This window comes from Streptomyces sp. NPDC014734, assembly GCF_043083325.1.
Lineage (GTDB): Bacteria > Actinomycetota > Actinomycetes > Streptomycetales > Streptomycetaceae > Streptomyces.
In genome coordinates this window covers 170,143-186,708 of record NZ_JBIBYN010000020.1, presented here as the reverse complement: position 1 = coordinate 186,708, position 16,566 = coordinate 170,143, and the positions used below count along the sequence as shown (strand labels likewise).

General features: G+C 72.6%; 11 protein-coding genes. 5 read left to right on the top strand and 6 right to left on the bottom strand.

Going from position 1 to position 16,566, the window contains the following annotated elements; all coding sequences use genetic code 11:
• Together ACF1CT_RS28040 and ACF1CT_RS28035 are read left to right on the top strand one after the other, a co-directional pair.
• Positions 1–5,358: amino acid adenylation domain-containing protein (locus ACF1CT_RS28040; RefSeq protein WP_391786747.1), on the top strand; the 5,358-nt coding region annotated here is incomplete at its 5' end.
• A 3-nt stretch (positions 5,359–5,361) separates the two neighbouring features.
• Positions 5,362–6,198: a methyltransferase domain-containing protein gene (locus tag ACF1CT_RS28035; RefSeq protein WP_391786746.1), complete on the top strand. Its 837-nt coding sequence runs from the start codon at positions 5,362–5,364 to the stop codon at positions 6,196–6,198.
• Between the two features lie 315 nt (positions 6,199–6,513).
• On the opposite strand, the gene ACF1CT_RS28030 is transcribed toward ACF1CT_RS28035, so the two are convergent.
• Positions 6,514–7,797: a geranylgeranyl reductase family protein gene (locus tag ACF1CT_RS28030; RefSeq protein ID WP_391786745.1), complete on the bottom strand. Its 1,284-nt coding sequence runs from the start codon at positions 7,795–7,797 to the stop codon at positions 6,514–6,516.
• 97 nt (positions 7,798–7,894) lie between these two features.
• Here ACF1CT_RS28030 and ACF1CT_RS28025 point away from each other — a divergent pair, with 97 nt between their 5' ends.
• A complete protein-coding gene (locus ACF1CT_RS28025; protein ID WP_391786744.1) occupies positions 7,895–8,428 on the top strand; it encodes a GNAT family N-acetyltransferase in 534 nt (177 codons plus the stop codon).
• A 170-nt stretch (positions 8,429–8,598) separates the two neighbouring features.
• Here ACF1CT_RS28025 and ACF1CT_RS28020 read toward each other — a convergent pair whose 3' ends face one another.
• A complete protein-coding gene (locus ACF1CT_RS28020; protein WP_391786743.1) occupies positions 8,599–9,291 on the bottom strand; it encodes a demethylmenaquinone methyltransferase in 693 nt (230 codons plus the stop codon).
• 211 nt (positions 9,292–9,502) lie between these two features.
• On the opposite strand from ACF1CT_RS28020, the gene ACF1CT_RS28015 reads away from it, so the two are divergent.
• Positions 9,503–10,225 (top strand): DUF3152 domain-containing protein, encoded by a 723-nt coding sequence (locus ACF1CT_RS28015; protein WP_391786742.1) that lies wholly within the window; start codon positions 9,503–9,505, stop codon positions 10,223–10,225.
• A gap of 228 nt (positions 10,226–10,453) precedes the next feature.
• On the opposite strand, the gene ACF1CT_RS28010 is transcribed toward ACF1CT_RS28015, so the two are convergent.
• The 4 genes from ACF1CT_RS28010 to ACF1CT_RS27995 all read right to left on the bottom strand — a co-directional run bounded on the left by ACF1CT_RS28010 (position 10,454) and on the right by ACF1CT_RS27995 (position 15,869).
• Positions 10,454–11,080 carry a hypothetical protein gene (locus ACF1CT_RS28010; protein WP_391786741.1) on the bottom strand — a complete coding sequence of 209 codons (627 nt, stop codon included), beginning with the start codon at positions 11,078–11,080 and terminating at the stop codon, positions 10,454–10,456.
• A gap of 15 nt (positions 11,081–11,095) precedes the next feature.
• Positions 11,096–12,295 (bottom strand): cyclic dehypoxanthinyl futalosine synthase, encoded by a 1,200-nt coding sequence (gene mqnC, locus ACF1CT_RS28005; RefSeq protein ID WP_391786740.1) that lies wholly within the window; start codon positions 12,293–12,295, stop codon positions 11,096–11,098.
• A 72-nt stretch (positions 12,296–12,367) separates the two neighbouring features.
• Positions 12,368–14,245 carry a serine/threonine-protein kinase gene (locus tag ACF1CT_RS28000; RefSeq protein ID WP_391786739.1) on the bottom strand — a complete coding sequence of 626 codons (1,878 nt, stop codon included), beginning with the start codon at positions 14,243–14,245 and terminating at the stop codon, positions 12,368–12,370.
• Positions 14,246–14,990: 745 nt separating this feature from the next.
• The gene (locus tag ACF1CT_RS27995; RefSeq protein WP_391786738.1) at positions 14,991–15,869 is read right to left on the bottom strand and encodes a menaquinone biosynthetic enzyme MqnA/MqnD family protein; all 879 of its coding nucleotides are present in this window, start codon (positions 15,867–15,869) and stop codon (positions 14,991–14,993) included.
• 390 nt (positions 15,870–16,259) lie between these two features.
• Between ACF1CT_RS27995 and ACF1CT_RS27990 the strand changes: the two genes are divergently transcribed.
• The gene (locus ACF1CT_RS27990) at positions 16,260–16,463 is read left to right on the top strand and encodes a cold-shock protein (protein ID WP_003967102.1); all 204 of its coding nucleotides are present in this window, start codon (positions 16,260–16,262) and stop codon (positions 16,461–16,463) included.
• Positions 16,464–16,566: the final 103 nt, after the last annotated feature.

The following is a 16,566-nucleotide window of genomic DNA, read 5'->3' as shown; positions in this document are numbered from 1 at the left end:
CTGGCCGCCTACGACCACCAGGACCTGCCCTTCGAACGCCTCGTCGAAGAACTCTCCCCCACCCGCTCCCTCGCCCACCACCCCCTCTTCCAGGTCGCCGTCGCCGTGGAGGAGAACGACCTCACCGTCGACCTCGCGGGCCTGACCACGGCGGTCGCCCGGCCCGAGGAGCGCACCGCCAAGTTCGACCTGTTCTTCGCCGTACGGGAAGAGGGCGGCGACGGGCTCCACGTCGTCGTCAACCACGCCGACGACCTCTTCGACCGCTCCACCGCGCGCACCCTCGGCAGGCGCCTCGTCCATCTCCTGGAACAGGCCACCCGCGCACCCGGCACCCGGCTCCACGCGTTCGACGTCCTGGTCCCCGAGGAGCGCGGCCTGCTGTTCGGCGCGTGGAACACCGGCCCAGAGGTCGAGTTCGCCAGTCTCCCCGAACACTTCCGTGCCCGCGTCGCCGAGACCCCCGACGGGCCCGCCGTCGTCGACGGCGACCGCACGTTCACCTACCGCGAGCTCGACGAGTGGACCGACCGCGCCGCGGGCCGTCTGCGGGCCCTCGGCGTCGGCGCCGACGTACCGGTCGCCGTCTCCATGGGCCGCTGCGCCGAACTTGTCGCGGCCTTCCTCGCCGTCTCGAAGGCGGGCGGCGTCTATGTGCCCGTCGACCCGGACTATCCGGCCGCACGCGTCGCGTTCATGCTCGACGACACCCGGCCGGCCCTGCTCCTCGTCGATCACGCCGACCGGCTGACCTCCCCCGGTCACGAGCCCGTCCTCTTCGGTGAGGTGAGCGGGGATCCGCTGCCGCGGGACGCGGAGCCGCCCTCCGCGTGCGACGGCGCCTACATCATCTACACCTCCGGCTCGACCGGACGGCCCAAGGGTGTGCTCGTGCCGCACGCGGGCATCAGCCGGCTCGTGGCACGCCACCGCCAGTTCGGCGCGGGCCCCGGCGCCGGCGTGCACCTGCTCGCGTCGATCGGCTTCGACGGCTCGGTGTGGGAGATGACCATGGCCGTCCTCACCGGCGGCACCGTCGTCACCGGCGACCCCGAGCACCTGTTGGCGCACGGCCTGCCGCCCGACGGTGGTGTCACGCACCTGACCGTCACCCCCTCGCTCCTCGCGGCACTGCCCGAGGACGCGCTGCCGCACGGAACCACGGTGATCACCGCCAGCGAGGCCGCCTCGCCGTGGCTGGTGGACCGCTGGGCGACCCGCTGCCGCGTGGAGAACTCGTACGGTCCGACCGAGACCACCGTCTGCGCCAGCGGCGGGCCGCTCACCCCGGGCGAGCCGGTCACCATCGGCGGGCCCGTCCCCGGCACCGAGCTGTACGTCCTCGACGACGGCCTCGCGCCCGTGCCGGTCGGTGTGGCGGGCGAGCTCTACGTGGCGGGCCCGGGACTCGCCCGCGGCTACGTGGGACGGCACGGTCTGACCGCGTCACGGTTCGTGGCGAACCCGTTCGGCGCCCCGGGCACCCGGATGTACCGCACCGGCGACGTCGTGCGCTGGGACGGCACGGGCCGCCTGGTGTTCGTCGGCCGCGCGGACGACCAGGTGAAGGTACGCGGCTTCCGCATCGAACTCGGCGAGATCGAGGCAGCGTTGAACCGCGACCCGGGTGTCGCCCGGGCGGCGGTGATCGTGCGCGAGGACGTGCCCGGCGACAAGCGCCTTGTCGCGTACGTCGTACCGGCCGACGGCCCGCTCGACACGACGGCGGTACGGGCCGGGCTGGCCGAGGGGCTGCCCGAGTACATGGTCCCCGCCGCGTTCGTCGAACTGGACGAGCTGCCGATGACCGCCAGCGCCAAACTCGATCGCGCCCGGCTGCCCGCGCCCGCCTACACCGGGACGGGGAAGCGGCGCTCCCCCCGTACCGCGCGCGAACGGTTCCTGTGCCAACTCTTCGCCGAGACCCTGGGGGTGGAGGAGGTCGGCGTCGACGACGGGTTCTTCGACCTCGGCGGCCACTCGCTCCTGGCGGTCCGCCTGGTGAACCGGCTGCGCGCCGCCCTCGGCGTCGACCTCGGCGTACGGGCCCTGTTCGAGACGCCGACGGTCGCCCGGCTGGCGGAGAGACTGCGGCAGCTCGCGCCGGAGGACGGAGAGGCGGTGGGCCCGCGCAGGCCCGCGCTGGTGGGCGACCGGCCGCGGCCCGAGCGGCTGCCGCTGTCGTTCGGACAGCGCCGCCTGTGGTTCCTGTACCGGCTGGAGGGGCCCTCGGCGACGTACAACATCCCGGTGGTGACCCGGATCGCCGGAACGCTGGACCGCGAGGCGTTCACGGCGGCGGTACGGGACGTGGCCGAACGGCACGAGGCCCTGCGCACGGTGTTCGTCGAGGCGGACGGCGAACCCGTCCAACGCGTCCTCGACCGGGCCGACGTGCCGGTCGAGTTCGTCGCCTGCGCCCCCGGCGAGGTCGCCGGCCTGGTGGCGGAGGCGGGCGGCCACCCGTTCGACCTGGCCACCGACCTCCCTTTCCGGGTACGGGTGCTGGACGTCGGGCCGGACCGGACCGTCCTGGTGACCGTCGTGCACCACATCGCGGCCGACGGCTGGTCGATGGCCCCGCTCTCGGCCGACCTGTCCACCGCCTACACCGCGCGGCTCGCCGGACACGCCCCCGACCGGGAGCCGCTGGAGATCCAGTACGCGGATTACACCCTGTGGCAGCACGAACTCCTCGAAGCCGAGGAACCCCGCCATCTCACCCACTGGCGGGCGACGTTGCGGGACATGCCGCAGGAACTCGCCCTTCCCACCGACCGGCCCCGGCCCGCCCGCGCCTCCCACCGGGGCGGCAGCGTCGGCGTCGCACTGGACGCGGACTCCCACACGAGGCTGCGGGAGCTGGCGGCGGCCCGCGGCGCCTCGGTGTTCATGGTGGTGCAGGCGGCCGTCGCCGCCCTGCTCACCCGGCTCGGCGCGGGCACCGACATCCCCCTGGGCACCGTCGTCGCCGGACGCGACGACGCCGCACTCGAAGAACTCATCGGCTTCTTCGTCAACACCCTCGTCCTGCGCAACGACACCTCCGGCAACCCCACCTTCACCGAACTCGTCGACCGCACCCGAACCACCGACCTGGCCGCCTACGACCACCAGGACCTGCCCTTCGAACGCCTCGTCGAAGAACTCTCCCCCACCCGCTCCCTCGCCCACCACCCCCTCTTCCAGGTCGCCGTGTCGGTCAAGGACGTACGCGTCGAACCGCCCCGGCTCGGCGGGCTCGACGGCGTCGACGACGGCTACCTGCTCGACATCGCCAAGTTCGACCTGGAGTTCACCTTCGAGGAGCGCCACGCCCCCGGCGGCGGCTGCGCGGGCATCGGCCTCGCCGTCGGCTACGCCTCCGACCTCTTCGACCCGGAGACCGCCCGGCTGATCGGCGAGCGCCTGGTCCGCGTCCTCGAACAGGTCGCCGATGACCCGGAAACCCCCCTGCGATCACTTGTCCTGACGACCTCCCGGGAACGCGACACGCTCCTCGCCCTCGGCTCCGGACCGGTCCCGCCCCGCACCCGCGCCTCGCTCGTGGACACCTTCGCGGCACAGGCCGCGCGCACCCCCGACGAGGTCGCGATCGAGGCGGGCGGCACCCACCTCACCTACGGCGGACTCGACGCGGAGAGCGACGCCCTGGCGGCCCGCCTCGTCGAGGCGGGCGTCGGCCCGGAGACCGTCGTACCGCTCCTGATGGAACGCTCGGCGGAACTCGTCGTCGCCGTCCTCGCCGTGCTGAAGGCGGGCGGCGCCTACATGCCGGTGCACACCGCCTACCCGCTCGCCCGCATGCGCCGGGTCGTCGCCTCCGGCACCGGCCCCGTCCTGCTCGTCGACGCGGCGCACCGCACGCACGCGCTCGTCACCGGCCTCGACGCGGACGGGCCCGAACCCCTCGAAGTCGCGCTCGGCACCCGGGACGCCCGCGGGTGGCGGCCCGCGCCGACGGCGCCCGGGGCGGCGGCGTACGTGATGTTCACCTCCGGTTCCACCGGCGAGCCCAAGGGCATCACCATCACCCACCAGGGCGTCGTCGACCTGGCCCTCGACCCGTCCTGGAAGGTCGGCCCCGGCGACCGGGTGCTCTTCCACGCGCCGCACGCCTTCGACGCCTCCACGTACGAGATCTGGGCGCCGCTGCTGAACGGCGGACGCGTCGTCGTCGCCCCGCCCGGCGAACTCGACGCGCACGCCCTGCGCGAGCTGATCGAACGCCACGGCATCACCCACCTCTCCCTCACCGCGGGCCTCTTCCGGGTCGTCGCCGAGGACCTCGCCGAGGGCCTGGCCCGGCTGAAGGAGGTCACGACCGGCGGTGACGTGATCTCCCCGCACGCGGTGGAACGCGTCCTGGAGACCTGCCCGGACACCGTCGTCCGCACCACCTACGGGCCGACCGAGATGACCCTGTGCGTCACCGGGCACCCCTACACCCACGAGGAGCGCAGGCAGGTCGGCACGTCGGTCCCGCTGGGCGAGGCCCTCGCCCACACCCGGATGTACGTCCTCGACGAGGACCTCGCCCCCGTTCCCGCGGGCGTGCCCGGCGAGCTGTACCTGGCCGGTGCCGGACTCGCCCGCGGCTACACCGGCCGCCCCGACCTCACCGCCTCCCGCTTCGTCGCCGACCCCCACGGCGACCCGGGCACCCGGATGTACCGCACCGGGGACGTCGTCCGCCGGGACGGCCGGGGCCGGCTGCTGTTCCTCGGCCGTGCCGACGCCCAGGTGAAGATCCGAGGTTTCCGCATCGAACTCGGCGAGATCGAGGTGGCGCTGACCCGCGCCGACGGTGTCGCCCAGGCCGCCGTGGTGGTGCGCGAGGACACGCCGGGGGACCGGCGTCTGGTCGCCTACGCGGTGCCCGCCGGGCCCCCGCTCGACGTGGCCGCCCTGCGCGCGGGGCTGGCCGAGGCACTGCCGGACTACATGGTCCCGGCCGCGTTCGTCGAACTCGCCGCGCTCCCGGTGACCGCCAACGGCAAGCTCGACCGGGCGAGGCTCCCCGCGCCGTCCTACACGGCGGCGGCCGAACACCGCGCGCCCCGCAGCGTCCGCGAAGAGGTCCTGTGCCAACTCTTCGCCGAGACGCTCGGGGTGGAGCGGGTCGGCATCGACGACGGATTCTTCGACCTCGGAGGGCACTCGCTGCTCGCCATCCGCCTGGTCAACCGACTGCGCACCGCACTCGACGTCGACCTGGGCGTGCGCGCCCTGTTCGAGTCCCCCACCGTCAGAGGCCTCGCCGAGGCCGTGGAGAGCGCGACCCGCCAAGCCCCACGACCGGTGCTCCGGCGCCGGACCCGAACCCAGGACAGCGGCTATGTGGAAGCGAGGAGCTGACGAATGACGGTGCCACCGGTGCTGCTCAAGGGTGACGACCTCTTCGAGGACGACTCCGGCCTCGACCCGTACGAGAACACGCGCGACATCTCCAAGTACCTGCTCATGCACTACGGGCACATCGACGACGTGTTCGAGCGCCCGCACCATCCCCTGGCCACGGCCCACGGCTACCCGCAGCGGCTCTCCGCCCTGCTCGAACTGTGCGCCCTGCGCGGCGGCACGCGGGTGCGCCGCGCCCTCGACGTGGGGTGCAGTGTCGGCGGCGTCTCGCACGCGCTGGGCGGCTGGGTGGCGGAGAGCGTCACCGGGATCGACATCAGCCCGCGCTCCGTCGATGTCGCCCAGACCCTGAACCGCCACGGCTGCGGCACCTTCCACGTGGTCCAGCAGGGCCCGTTCGCCCGCGAGGTGCACATCCGGGTCCCCGCGCCCGGCGACGGCCGTGCGCGGGTCGCCTTCGAGGTCGGCGACGCCTGCGCCCTCGGGCTCGTCGGGGAGGCGGTGCGGGACGTGGACGCCGTGGTGCTGTCCAACGTCCTCGACCGGGTCGCCGACCCGGAGGCGTGCCTGCGCCAGTTCACCGACTCCGACGCGTTCCTGCGGCCCGGCGGCCTGCTCATGGTCGCCTGCCCGTGGTCCTGGTACCCGGCCTACAGCGCCCCCGAGCGCTGGCTCGGCGCCAGCAGCGACCGCACCCCCAGCGAGGAGGCGGTCAAGGACGTGCTCGGAACCGCCTTCGAGCTGCTGGCCGAGAGCGACGAGGGAGCCGTGCTGCGGCAGAACCCCCGTGAGTACGACTACTTCGAGGCGCACGTGACGGTGTGGCGCAAACGCTGAGAGCCTGTCGGATGGCCTTCGACCGGAGGGCGGACGCCGCACGGTGCGTGTGATTCAGGGCGCCGGAAGGGCCTGGCAGCGGAGCTGCTCGGCCGTTCCGGCGACACCGGAAGCGCGCGTGCCAGGACGGGGCCGCCCGGTCGGAGGCCACCCGACAGGCGCTGACGCCGACCGGCCCTGAACGGGCCGACCACCCGGCGCCGCACCGGGCACCGAGGACCCGTCCGGTGCGGCGTGTCCACGGGGCGAAGACCGTTCCCCCGTGGGCACGCGTACGCCGGCGGCGGACGGGCGGACGCCGGCCGCCTCGGCGGATCAGGCCCTCGGGGCCACCTTGGAGAGCCCGTTGATGATCCGGTCCATCGCGTCCCCGCCCGTCGGGTCGGTCAGGTTGGCGAGCATCTTCAGCGTGAACTTCATCAGCAGCGGGTGGGTCAGACCGCGCTGGGTGGCGACCTTCATCACCTTCGGGTTGCCGATCATCTTCACGAAGGCGCGGCCCAGCGTGTAGTAGCCGCCGTAGGTCTCCTTGAGCACCTTCGGGTAGTTGTTCAGCGCCAGTTCGCGCTGGGCCGGGGTGGCGCGGGCGTGCGCCTGGACGATGACGTCCGCGGCGATCTGGCCCGACTCCATCGCATAGGCGATGCCCTCCCCGTTGAACGGGTTGACCATGCCGCCCGCGTCACCGACGAGCAACAGGCCCCTGGTGTAGTGCGGCTGGCGGTTGAAGGCCATCGGCAGGGCGGCGCCGCGGATCTGCGTCGTCATGTTCTCGGGGGTGAAGCCCCAGTCCTCCGGCATCGAGGCGCACCACGCCTTGAGGATCTCCCGCCAGTCCAGCTCCTTGAACGCGGACGAGGAGTTGAGGATGCCGAGGCCGACGTTGGACGTGCCGTCGCCCATGCCGAAGATCCAGCCGTAGCCGGGCAGCAACCGGTCCTGGGGGCCGCGCCGGTCCCACAGCTCCAGCCAGGACTCCAGGTAGTCGTCGTCGTGGCGGGGCGAGGTGAAGTACGTGCGCACGGCCACGCCCATCGGGCGGTCCTCGCGGCGGTGCAGGCCCATGGCGAGCGACAGCCGGGTGGAGTTGCCGTCGGCGGCGACGATGAGCGGGGCGTGGAAGGCGACCGGGGTCTTCTCCTCGCCGATCTTGGCGTTGACGCCGATGATGCGGCCGGTGCGGTCGTCGATGATCGGGGAGCCCACGTTGCAGCGCTCGTGCAGCCGGGCGCCCGCCTTCTGCGCCTGCCGGGCCAGCTGCTCGTCGAAGTCGTCGCGCTTGCGGACCAGCCCGTAGTTCGGATAGGCGGCGAGATCCGGCCAGTCGAGCTGGAGACGGACACCGCCGCCGATGATGCGCAGGCCCTTGTTGCGCAGCCAGCCCGCCTCCTCGGAGATGTCGATGCCCATGGAGACGAGCTGCTTGGTGGCACGCGGGGTGAGGCCGTCGCCGCAGACCTTCTCACGGGGGAAGGCCGTCTTCTCCAGCAACAGGACGTCGAGTCCGGCCTTGGCGAGGTAGTACGCGGTGGTGGAACCGGCGGGGCCCGCCCCCACGACGATCACGTCCGCGCTGTGCTCGGAGAGGGGCTCGGTCACGGTCGGATCTCCCGAAGACTCGAAAACGCGTGCCGCGCGGCACCTGTCCCATGCAGTCTAGGGGGGCCTGCTGATCAACTTTCCGAAGGGCTCCTCGATGTCAGTTCCTCAGATAGTCCTGCGTGTCCCCACGGACGAGGACGCGTTCTCCTGGCACCGCGTGTTCGACGACCCCGAGGTCATGAAGTTCTTCGGCGGCAGGTCGGCGGAGCTCTCCGCGTACGAGGAGCTGACCGCCAGGCAGCGCAGGCACGACGCGGAACTGGGCTTCTGTCTCTGGACGGTGCTCGGCGGGGACGGCGAAGTCGTCGGCTTCGCCGGGGCGCAGCCCTGGCCGCACACCTCGTTCGGGCCGGTGGGCGAGATCGAGATCGGCTGGCGGCTCGGGCGGGCGGCCTGGGGCAGGGGCTACGCGACCGCCGCCGCGCGCCTCACCCTGGAGCGGCTGCGCGCGGCCGGGGTGGCGGAGGTGGTCGCGGCGATCGACGCGCGGAACGAACGTTCGATCGCGGTGGCCCGACGGCTCGGCATGGAACGGGCGGAGGAGATGACGACACCGGCCGGACGCGAGGGGCACTGCTTCCGGCTGGCGCTGAACCGTGACGGCGCCCATGTGACCGCGCCCGCGTAGCGGCGGGGCGGGGACGGCAGGCCCCGGCCCCGGGGGCCCGGGAGCCAGGGGCAGGGAGCCGGGGGGGGCAGGGAGCCGGGGGGGGCAGGGAGCCGGGGGGGCAGGGAGCCGGGGGCAGGGAAGCGCCGACGGGCTCACGCGGGGCGTGCGCCCCGCCCGTGCGTACGCCTCTACCCGCGCACGCCCCGGTGCAGGGCCACCACACCACCGGTGAGATCGCGCCAGGCGACCTTCGACCAGCCGGCCCGCTGGAGCTTGGCCGCGAGGCCCGCCTGGTCGGGCCAGGCACGGATGGACTCGGCGAGGTAGACGTACGCGTCGGGGTTGGACGACACCGCGCGCGCGACCGGCGGCAGCGCCCGCATCAGGTACTCGGTGTACACGGTGCGAAACGGCGCCCAGGTCGGCTGCGAGAACTCGCAGATCACCACCCGGCCGCCCGGCTTCGTCACCCGGTACAGCTCGCTCAGTGCCGCGTCCGTGTCCTGGACGTTGCGCAGCCCGAAGGAGATCGTCACGGCGTCGAAGGTCTCGTCGCGGAACGGCAGCTTCGTGGCGTCGCCCGCGGTGAACGGCAGCCAGGAGTGACGGCTCTTGCCCTCCCGCAGCATGCCGAGGGAGAAGTCGCACGGCACGACGTACGCGCCCGTCGCGGCGAACGGCAGCGAGGACGTGGCGGTGCCCGCCGCCAGGTCGAGGATCTTCTCGGCGGGACGGGCGTGCACCGCCTTGGCGACCTCCTTGCGCCACAGCCGGGCCTGGCCGAGCGACAGCACATCGTTGGTGAGGTCGTAGTTCGCCGCCACGCCGTCGAACATCGTGGCGACTTCGTGCGGCTGCTTGTCCAGGGAAGCTCGGGTCACCCGCCCATTCAAGCAGCCCGGTCCGCGGCGCCTCGCGCCGGTCGCCGGTCGTGCCGGTGACGAGTCGTGGGTGGCCGGAATGAACCGATCGTGTCCGACAACAGTCAGTACAGGGGGGAGCACGGAGTAACCGCGAGCGGGGGGAACCCAGATGTCCGCACAGGGCGCACGCCGATCGGGCCGGCCGAAGGGGCGCAGGGTGGGGCGGGGTGTGCGGGTCGCCGTCCTCGTGGCACTGATCTGCGTCGCCGCCGCATGGGGAATACGGACGCTCACCCACGGTGACGAAGATGCCGACGCGGCCTTCGTGCCCAAGGGCACCGGCACGTTCACGGTCGCCCGGGCGAAGGCCGCGGACAACGGTGCGGGCGGCACCGCGGACGACAGCGCCAAGGGGGGCGGCGCACACACCGGCGAGGGCGGGAAGCCGAACGCGAGCAACGCCTACCGGGTCGAGGTGGAGGACGGTACGGGTGTCGACCCCGACGAGGCCGCCGCCGAGGTCGCCCGCATCCTGGCCGCCCCGCAGGGCTGGTCGCACCACGGCGAGCGCGCCTTCCGCCAGGTCGCCGACGCCCCGGCCGGACTGGTCGTCCGGATCGCCACGCCCGCGACCACCGACGCCATCTGCGGGAAGAGCGGCCTGGACACCCACGGCGAGGTCAACTGCCGAGTGGGCGCGGACGTCATGGTCAACCTGAAGCGATGGCAGCAGGGATCGCCCGAGTTCCACGGGCCGCTCGCCGACTACCGGGCCCTCATCATCAACCACGAGGTCGGCCACTGGCTGGGCCACGGGCACGAGTCCTGCCCGGGCAAGGGGCGACCGGCCCCCGCGATGATGCAGCAGATCTACGGGCTGAAGGGCTGCGTCTCCAACGCCTGGCCGTACGACGCGGAGGGGAGCTATCTGGGCGGCCCGGCCGTGCCGTGACAACCGCGCCACGGACCACCGAGGACGCGGCGGGGCCGGACCGCAGAACCACCGAAGACGCGACGGAACCCGACCTCGCGACCACCGGCGCGACGGGACCGGACCGGGGAAGAGCCGACGCGACCGGACCGGACCGGGGAAGAGCCGACGCGACGGGACCGGACCGGGGAAGAGCCGACGCGGCGGACCCGCCACGTCAGAGCCTGTCGGGTGGCCTCCGACCGGCTCTCAGCCGCGGCGGAAGAGCAGACGTCCGCCGAGCACCGTCGCCGTGCAGCTCCCGGCGCCCGCGGCGCGCAGCTCCGCCGCGTCCCGCACGTCGAACACCGCCAGGTCCGCGGGTCCGCCGACGGCGAGGGCCGCCGCGAACGCCCCGTCCGGCGCGGTCACGGAGGCCAGCGGGTCGAGGCCGACGGGGTGCGGGGCCGGTCCCGGGGCGTGGATCCGCAGGCCCGAGCGGGCTACCGCCGTCCGCACGGCGGGCCGGGTGAACGGCCCCCGGACGGCGGTCGTGCCGTGCCGCAGCATCCGTTGCAGCCCGCGACGGGCACTCGCGCCCCGGCGCGCCTCGTCGAGGTCGAGTGCGGCGAGCGCGGCACCGGTGACCGGGTCGGTGCCGAGCTCGTCCGCCTCACGCGGATCGGGGTGGTAGGCGGCCTCCAGCAGGGCCGGGGCCCCGGCGTTCAGCAGCCCGGGGGTGATCAGCCCGGACCAGCGCCGGACCCGGGCGCGCGGGCGGTCGGCGAGCAGTTCCCCGTACGGGCCGATCGCGGCGACCGTGTCCCCGTCCACGGCAACGGCGTCGGCCCCGGCCGGGGCGCCGTGCACCGCGTCGGCGGCGTGCACCGTCAGCACGTCGGCCCCCCGGGATCAGTTGGCGTTCAGGAGCTTCAGCTCGGGGTGCGCCGTGCCCCCGTCGATCGCCGTGGACGAGATGTGCGAGGTCACGCGGTCGTCGACCGGGTCGTTCGCCGGGTCGTCGTGGACGACGAGGTGCTCGTAGGTCGTGGCGCGCTGCGCGGGCACCCGGCCCGCCTTGCGGATCAGGTCGATGATCTCCAGACGGTTGGAGCGGTGCTTGGCACCGGCCGAGGAGACGACGTTCTCCTCCAGCATGATCGAGCCGAGGTCGTCGGCGCCGTAGTGCAGCGACAGTTGGCCGACCTCCTTGCCGGTGGTCAGCCAGGAACCCTGGATGTGCGCGACGTTGTCCAGGAAGATCCGCGCGATGGCGATCATCCGCAGGTACTCGAAGAGCGTCGCCTGGGTCCGGCCCTTGAGGTGGTTGTTCTCCGGCTGGTACGTGTACGGGATGAACGCGCGGAAGCCGCCCGTCCGGTCCTGCACGTCGCGGATCATGCTCAGGTGCTCGATGCGCTCGGCGTTGGTCTCGCCTGTGCCCATCAGCATGGTGGAGGTCGACTCGACGCCGAGGCGGTGCGCGATCTCCATGATCTCCAGCCAGCGTTCGCCGGACTCCTTGAGCGGGGCGATCACCTTGCGCGGCCGGGCGGGCAGCAGTTCGGCGCCCGCTCCCGCGAAGGAGTCGAGGCCCGCGGCGTGGATGCGCTGGATGGCCTCCTCGACGGAGACCTCGGAGATCCGCGCCATGTGCTCGACCTCGGAGGCGCCCAGCGAGTGGATGACAAGCTGCGGGAACGCCTTCTTGATGGCGGAGAAGTGCTTCTCGTAGTACTCGACGCCGTAGTCCGGGTGGTGCCCGCCCTGGAACATGATCTGCGTGCCGCCCAGTTCGACGGTCTCCGCGCAGCGGCGCAGGATGTCGTCGAGGTCGCGGGTCCAGCCCTTGGCGGTGTCCTTGGGCGCGGCGTAGAACGCGCAGAACTTGCAGGCGGTGACGCACACGTTGGTGTAATTGATGTTGCGCTCGATGATGTACGTCGCGATGTGCTCCGTACCGGCGTAACGACGGCGGCGTGCGGCGTCGGCCGCCGCCCCCAGTGCGTGCAGCGGCGCCGACCGGTAGAGGTCGAGGGCCTCCTGCGGGGTGATCCGACCGCCTTCGGCGGCGCGGTCGAGGATGGGCTGGAGGTCGGCCTTCTCGGTCACCGGGCTTGTCACCTTTCGGCGGATTTTGAACGTTCCACGGACCGGTTCAGCGTACGCCAGGCCCGGTCGGTGTCAGCGGCCGGACCGGGTGAGCGTGCCGTACGGGAGCCCCGCCGTCCGTTCCTCGGAACGGAACCGGAGGGTGCCGTCCCCGGCCCTGGTGAAGCGGACGTCGGTCTCGGTGGAGGTGCAGAAGGTGCGGTCGCCGGGGCGGTCCGGGTCGACGCGCTCCCGGAGCATCAGTTCCTCGTCGGTGCCCGAGGTCATGGAGGCGACGCTGTTGCAGCGGACGGTCAGCCCGAGGGCGGACACCTCCGTCGTCATGCGGACCACGTCGGTGCCCTTCTTCCCCGCGGTGATCACCGCGGTGAGCGTGCCGTGCGGCGCCCCGGAGGTCTTCTCGGTGAGCGGACCCCGCCAGGTGCCGACGAACTCCTTCGGGACCTCGGCGACCTGGTCCGGGCGGCCCGAGCCCGTCCCCGGCTCCGATGCGGAGGGCCGGGAGGGCTGCGTGGAGGGGGCGGTGTCGGAGCCCTGCCCGACGTTGTTCCCGCCGCCCCCCGGCATCAGGTCGAGGAGGAAGGCACCGCCCACGGTCACGACGGCGAGCGCGCCCGCCACGGCGAGGGCGACCGTGCAGCTCAGCCGTCGGCCCCGGTGGGTGTCGGTCCCCGACGGACCGGAAGCGACATCGACACCGACGGAGAACCGGGGGTCGGCCGTCCGCTGCCCCGGCAGCCCGGAGCCCCCGGACGACGGGTGCGGGTACGAGGGCTCGGGCGTAGCCGGTCTGTCCGCCGCCGTCGGGGACCAGGCGGGTCCACCCCGTCCCGGCGCCCGGGTCGATTCGTACGACGGGGACGGGGACGGGGACGGGAACGGCTCGGCAGACGGGCCGAACGCACCACCCGCACCACCCGGCCCGCCGGAACCACCGGAACCACCGGAACCACCGGAACTGTCCGGCCCACCCGGCCCGCCCGAGGCGTCCGGCCCGTTCGAGCCCCACGAAGCCCCGCTGAACGGCACCGGCCCCGACTGCACCGGCACGTCCTGCGGCTCCAGGTCCAGCAGCGCGACCGCCTCCCGGCTGACCTCACGCACCAGCGTTCCGGGCAGCCAGCCCGCCGCCACCAGCTCCGCGGCCCCGCCCGGAGCCAGCCGCCGCGCCAGCTCGGTGGGGGTGGGCCGGTCCTCCGGATACTTCTCCAGGCACCCGGCGACGACCTCCCGCAGGTCCCCTTCCAGCTCCCCCAGCTCGGGCTCCTCGTGCACCACCTTGTAGAGCAGCACGGCGGACGAGTCGCCCAGGAAGGGGGCGGTGCCGGTCGCCGCGTACGCGAGCACCGCGCCGAGCGAGAAGACGTCGGCCGCCCCCGAGATCTCCACGCCCCGGATCTGTTCCGGCGCCATGTAGCCGGGCGAGCCGACGGACACCCCGGTGGAGGTGAGGGAGGCGGTGGCGCCGAGCGCGTGGGCGATCCCGAAGTCGATCAGCCGGGGCCCGTCGAGGGCCAGCAGGACGTTGGACGGCTTCACGTCGCGGTGGATGAGCCCCAGTCCGTGCACCGCGGCCAGCGCCTCGCCGAGCCCGGCGCCCAGCGTCCGCACCGCGTGCTCGGGCAGCGGCCCGTGCTCGGTGATGACGGAGGAGAGCGGCGGACCGGCCACATAGCCGTGGGCCACCCACGGGATGGGGGCGTCCGGGTCGGCGTCCAGGACGGGCGCCGTCCACTGGGCACCGATCCGCCGGGCCGCGTCCACCTCACGCCGGAACCGGGCCCGGAACTGCTCGTCGAGGGCGAAGTGGGGATGCACCACCTTCACCGCGACCGTGCGGCCCCCCGCGCTGCGCCCCAGGTACACCCGGCCCATGCCGCCGGCACCGAGCCTGCCGAGCAACCGGTAGGCACCGATGGTCAGCGGTTCGCCGGCTTCCAGCGGCTGCATATACGTACTCCCCCTGTGTACCCGGCCGGATCTCCGGTCGGGAGCCTAGTGCCGCGAGCGAAGAGGGTTCACCGGTCGGCGGCGCCGGGCAAACCCTTCCGAACTCGACACCGGGCGGCGAAGGTCATCCGTTCCCAGAGGAAACCATCCGCCGTTTTCGCCCCCGAGGGAACGAACAACTGCTTTCGACACAACAAAAGGCGTGAATACATCGTTCACGCGAGCGATTCCGGCACACAACCGGGACTCTGTCCGGACTCCATCCGGGAATCGGCAATTCGGCGCGTATTAACCCGAACCGTTGACGGCGAGGAAGAAGAACGCGGGAGGAGCAGGAGAAGCGGGAGAACATGACAGAACACGGGGACGGAACACGGGAGGGAACCGGAGAGAGCCGCCGGGAACACCGGCGGGAACACCGATGGGAAGACCTCCCGGGAACACCGGCGGGTTTTCCCTCCCGGAAGTTCGGGATTCATCCATATCCCGGCCCATTCTCCCGGGGCGCACTCCCCACCCCGTGACTCGCGCCGGGGCGCACTCCCCACCCGGCGGCACCGCGCCCGCGCGCACACCGCCGGGCCCGCGCACACACCGCCGGGCCCGCCTCCGTCACGCCCCCGGGCCCACTTCCGCCGGACCTGCCGGCCCGCTTCCCCCACACCCCGGGCCCGCTTCCGCCGTGCCCCGCCCCCCTACGGCCGCCGCGCCCCCCAGAGCCTTTCGGGGCACCTCCGACAGGCTCTCAGCCGCCGAGCAGCTCGATCTTCACGTCCGCCGGGAAGCCGGTCGTCGGGCCGACCCGGCGCGCGAACTCCCGCACGCCCGCAAGCTGGTCCGGACCGAAGCGGAAGTCCAGGGTGGTGAAGTACCGCTCCAGTACCTCCGCGTCGAAGGCCTCCCAGCGCGCCGCCTGCTCCGCCACCTTGGTGACCTCCTCCAGGGAGAGGTCCCGCGAGGCGAGGAACGCCTCGTGGGCCTTGCCCACATGGTGGGGTTCGGCCGCCAGGAAATCCTTGCGGGCCGCCCAGACCGCGAAGACGAAGGGCAGCCCGGTCCATTCCTTCCACATCCGTCCCAGGTCGTGGACCTGAAGGCCGAGCCGGGGCGCGTCGTGGAGGTGGGCCCGCAGCGCGGCGTCGCCGATGAGCACGGCGGCGTCGGCCTCCTGCATCATCACGCCGAGGTCCGGCGGGCAGGTGTAGTAGTCCGGACTGACCCCGTACCGCTCGGCAAGCAGCAGCTGGGCCAGCCGCACGGAGGTGCGGGAGGTCGACCCGAGCGCCACCCGGGCCCGGTCCAGCTGCTCCAGCGGCACCTGGGACACGATCACGCACGACATGACCGGTCCGTCGCACCCCACCGCGATATCCGGGAAGGCCACCAGGTCGTCGGCGTTGCGGAGGAACTCGACAAGCGTGATCGGACCGATGTCCAGATCACCCCTGACCAGCTGCTCGCTGAGCTTCTCCGGGGTGTCCTTCGAGAGCTCCAGATCGAGCAGGGTTCCGGTCCTCGCCAGCCCCCAGTAGAGGGGAAGGCAGTTCAGGAACTGGATGTGGCCGACACGCGGCCGACTGCGACGGCCGTCGCCTGCGAGGCTTGAAACGGTTGAATTGTCCACATCGCGAGGCTAGACCCGCGGTATCACGCGGACGGCACCGGGTGCGCGCGGCATCATCCGGTCCCCCTGTCGGGCTATGCCCGGCCCCCGCGGCACCGAAGCCCCTTCCGCGCCTCTCGGAGTTGCCCCCGAAGGTGCTCGCGGGACACCTCCGCGCCACCTCTCGAAGACGCCCTTCGCGGGCCCATCCGCACGGCAATGAAACATCCGGGTGAAGTGATCTTTCCCTCTACCCTTCCCTACATGCTGCGTGCTAGGCTCGACGCAAGTTGCAGTTTGGTTTCCCTTGCAGTACAGAGCCTGCGGAGCATGTAACCCGCAGGCTTTTGTAGTTTTCAGACTTCTTTGCAGGTTCTGGAGCAGGGCAACCCTTTGGCCCAAGGAGGGCTTATGGCTACCGGAACCGTCAAGTGGTTCAACGCTGAAAAGGGCTTCGGCTTCATCGCCCAGGACGGCGGCGGCCCGGATGTCTTCGTCCACTACTCCGCGATCAACGCGTCCGGGTTCCGCTCCCTCGAGGAGAACCAGGTCGTGAACTTCGACGTCACTCAGGGCCCCAAGGGTCCGCAGGCTGAGAACGTCACCCCGGCCTAGTTGCCCGGGTCGGCCGATCGCGGCCGACTAGCAGTACCGAAGGAGTCCCGTTCCTCCCTCCGCCGTGGCGGAAGCGAGGAACGGGACTCCTGCCTTTTCCGCG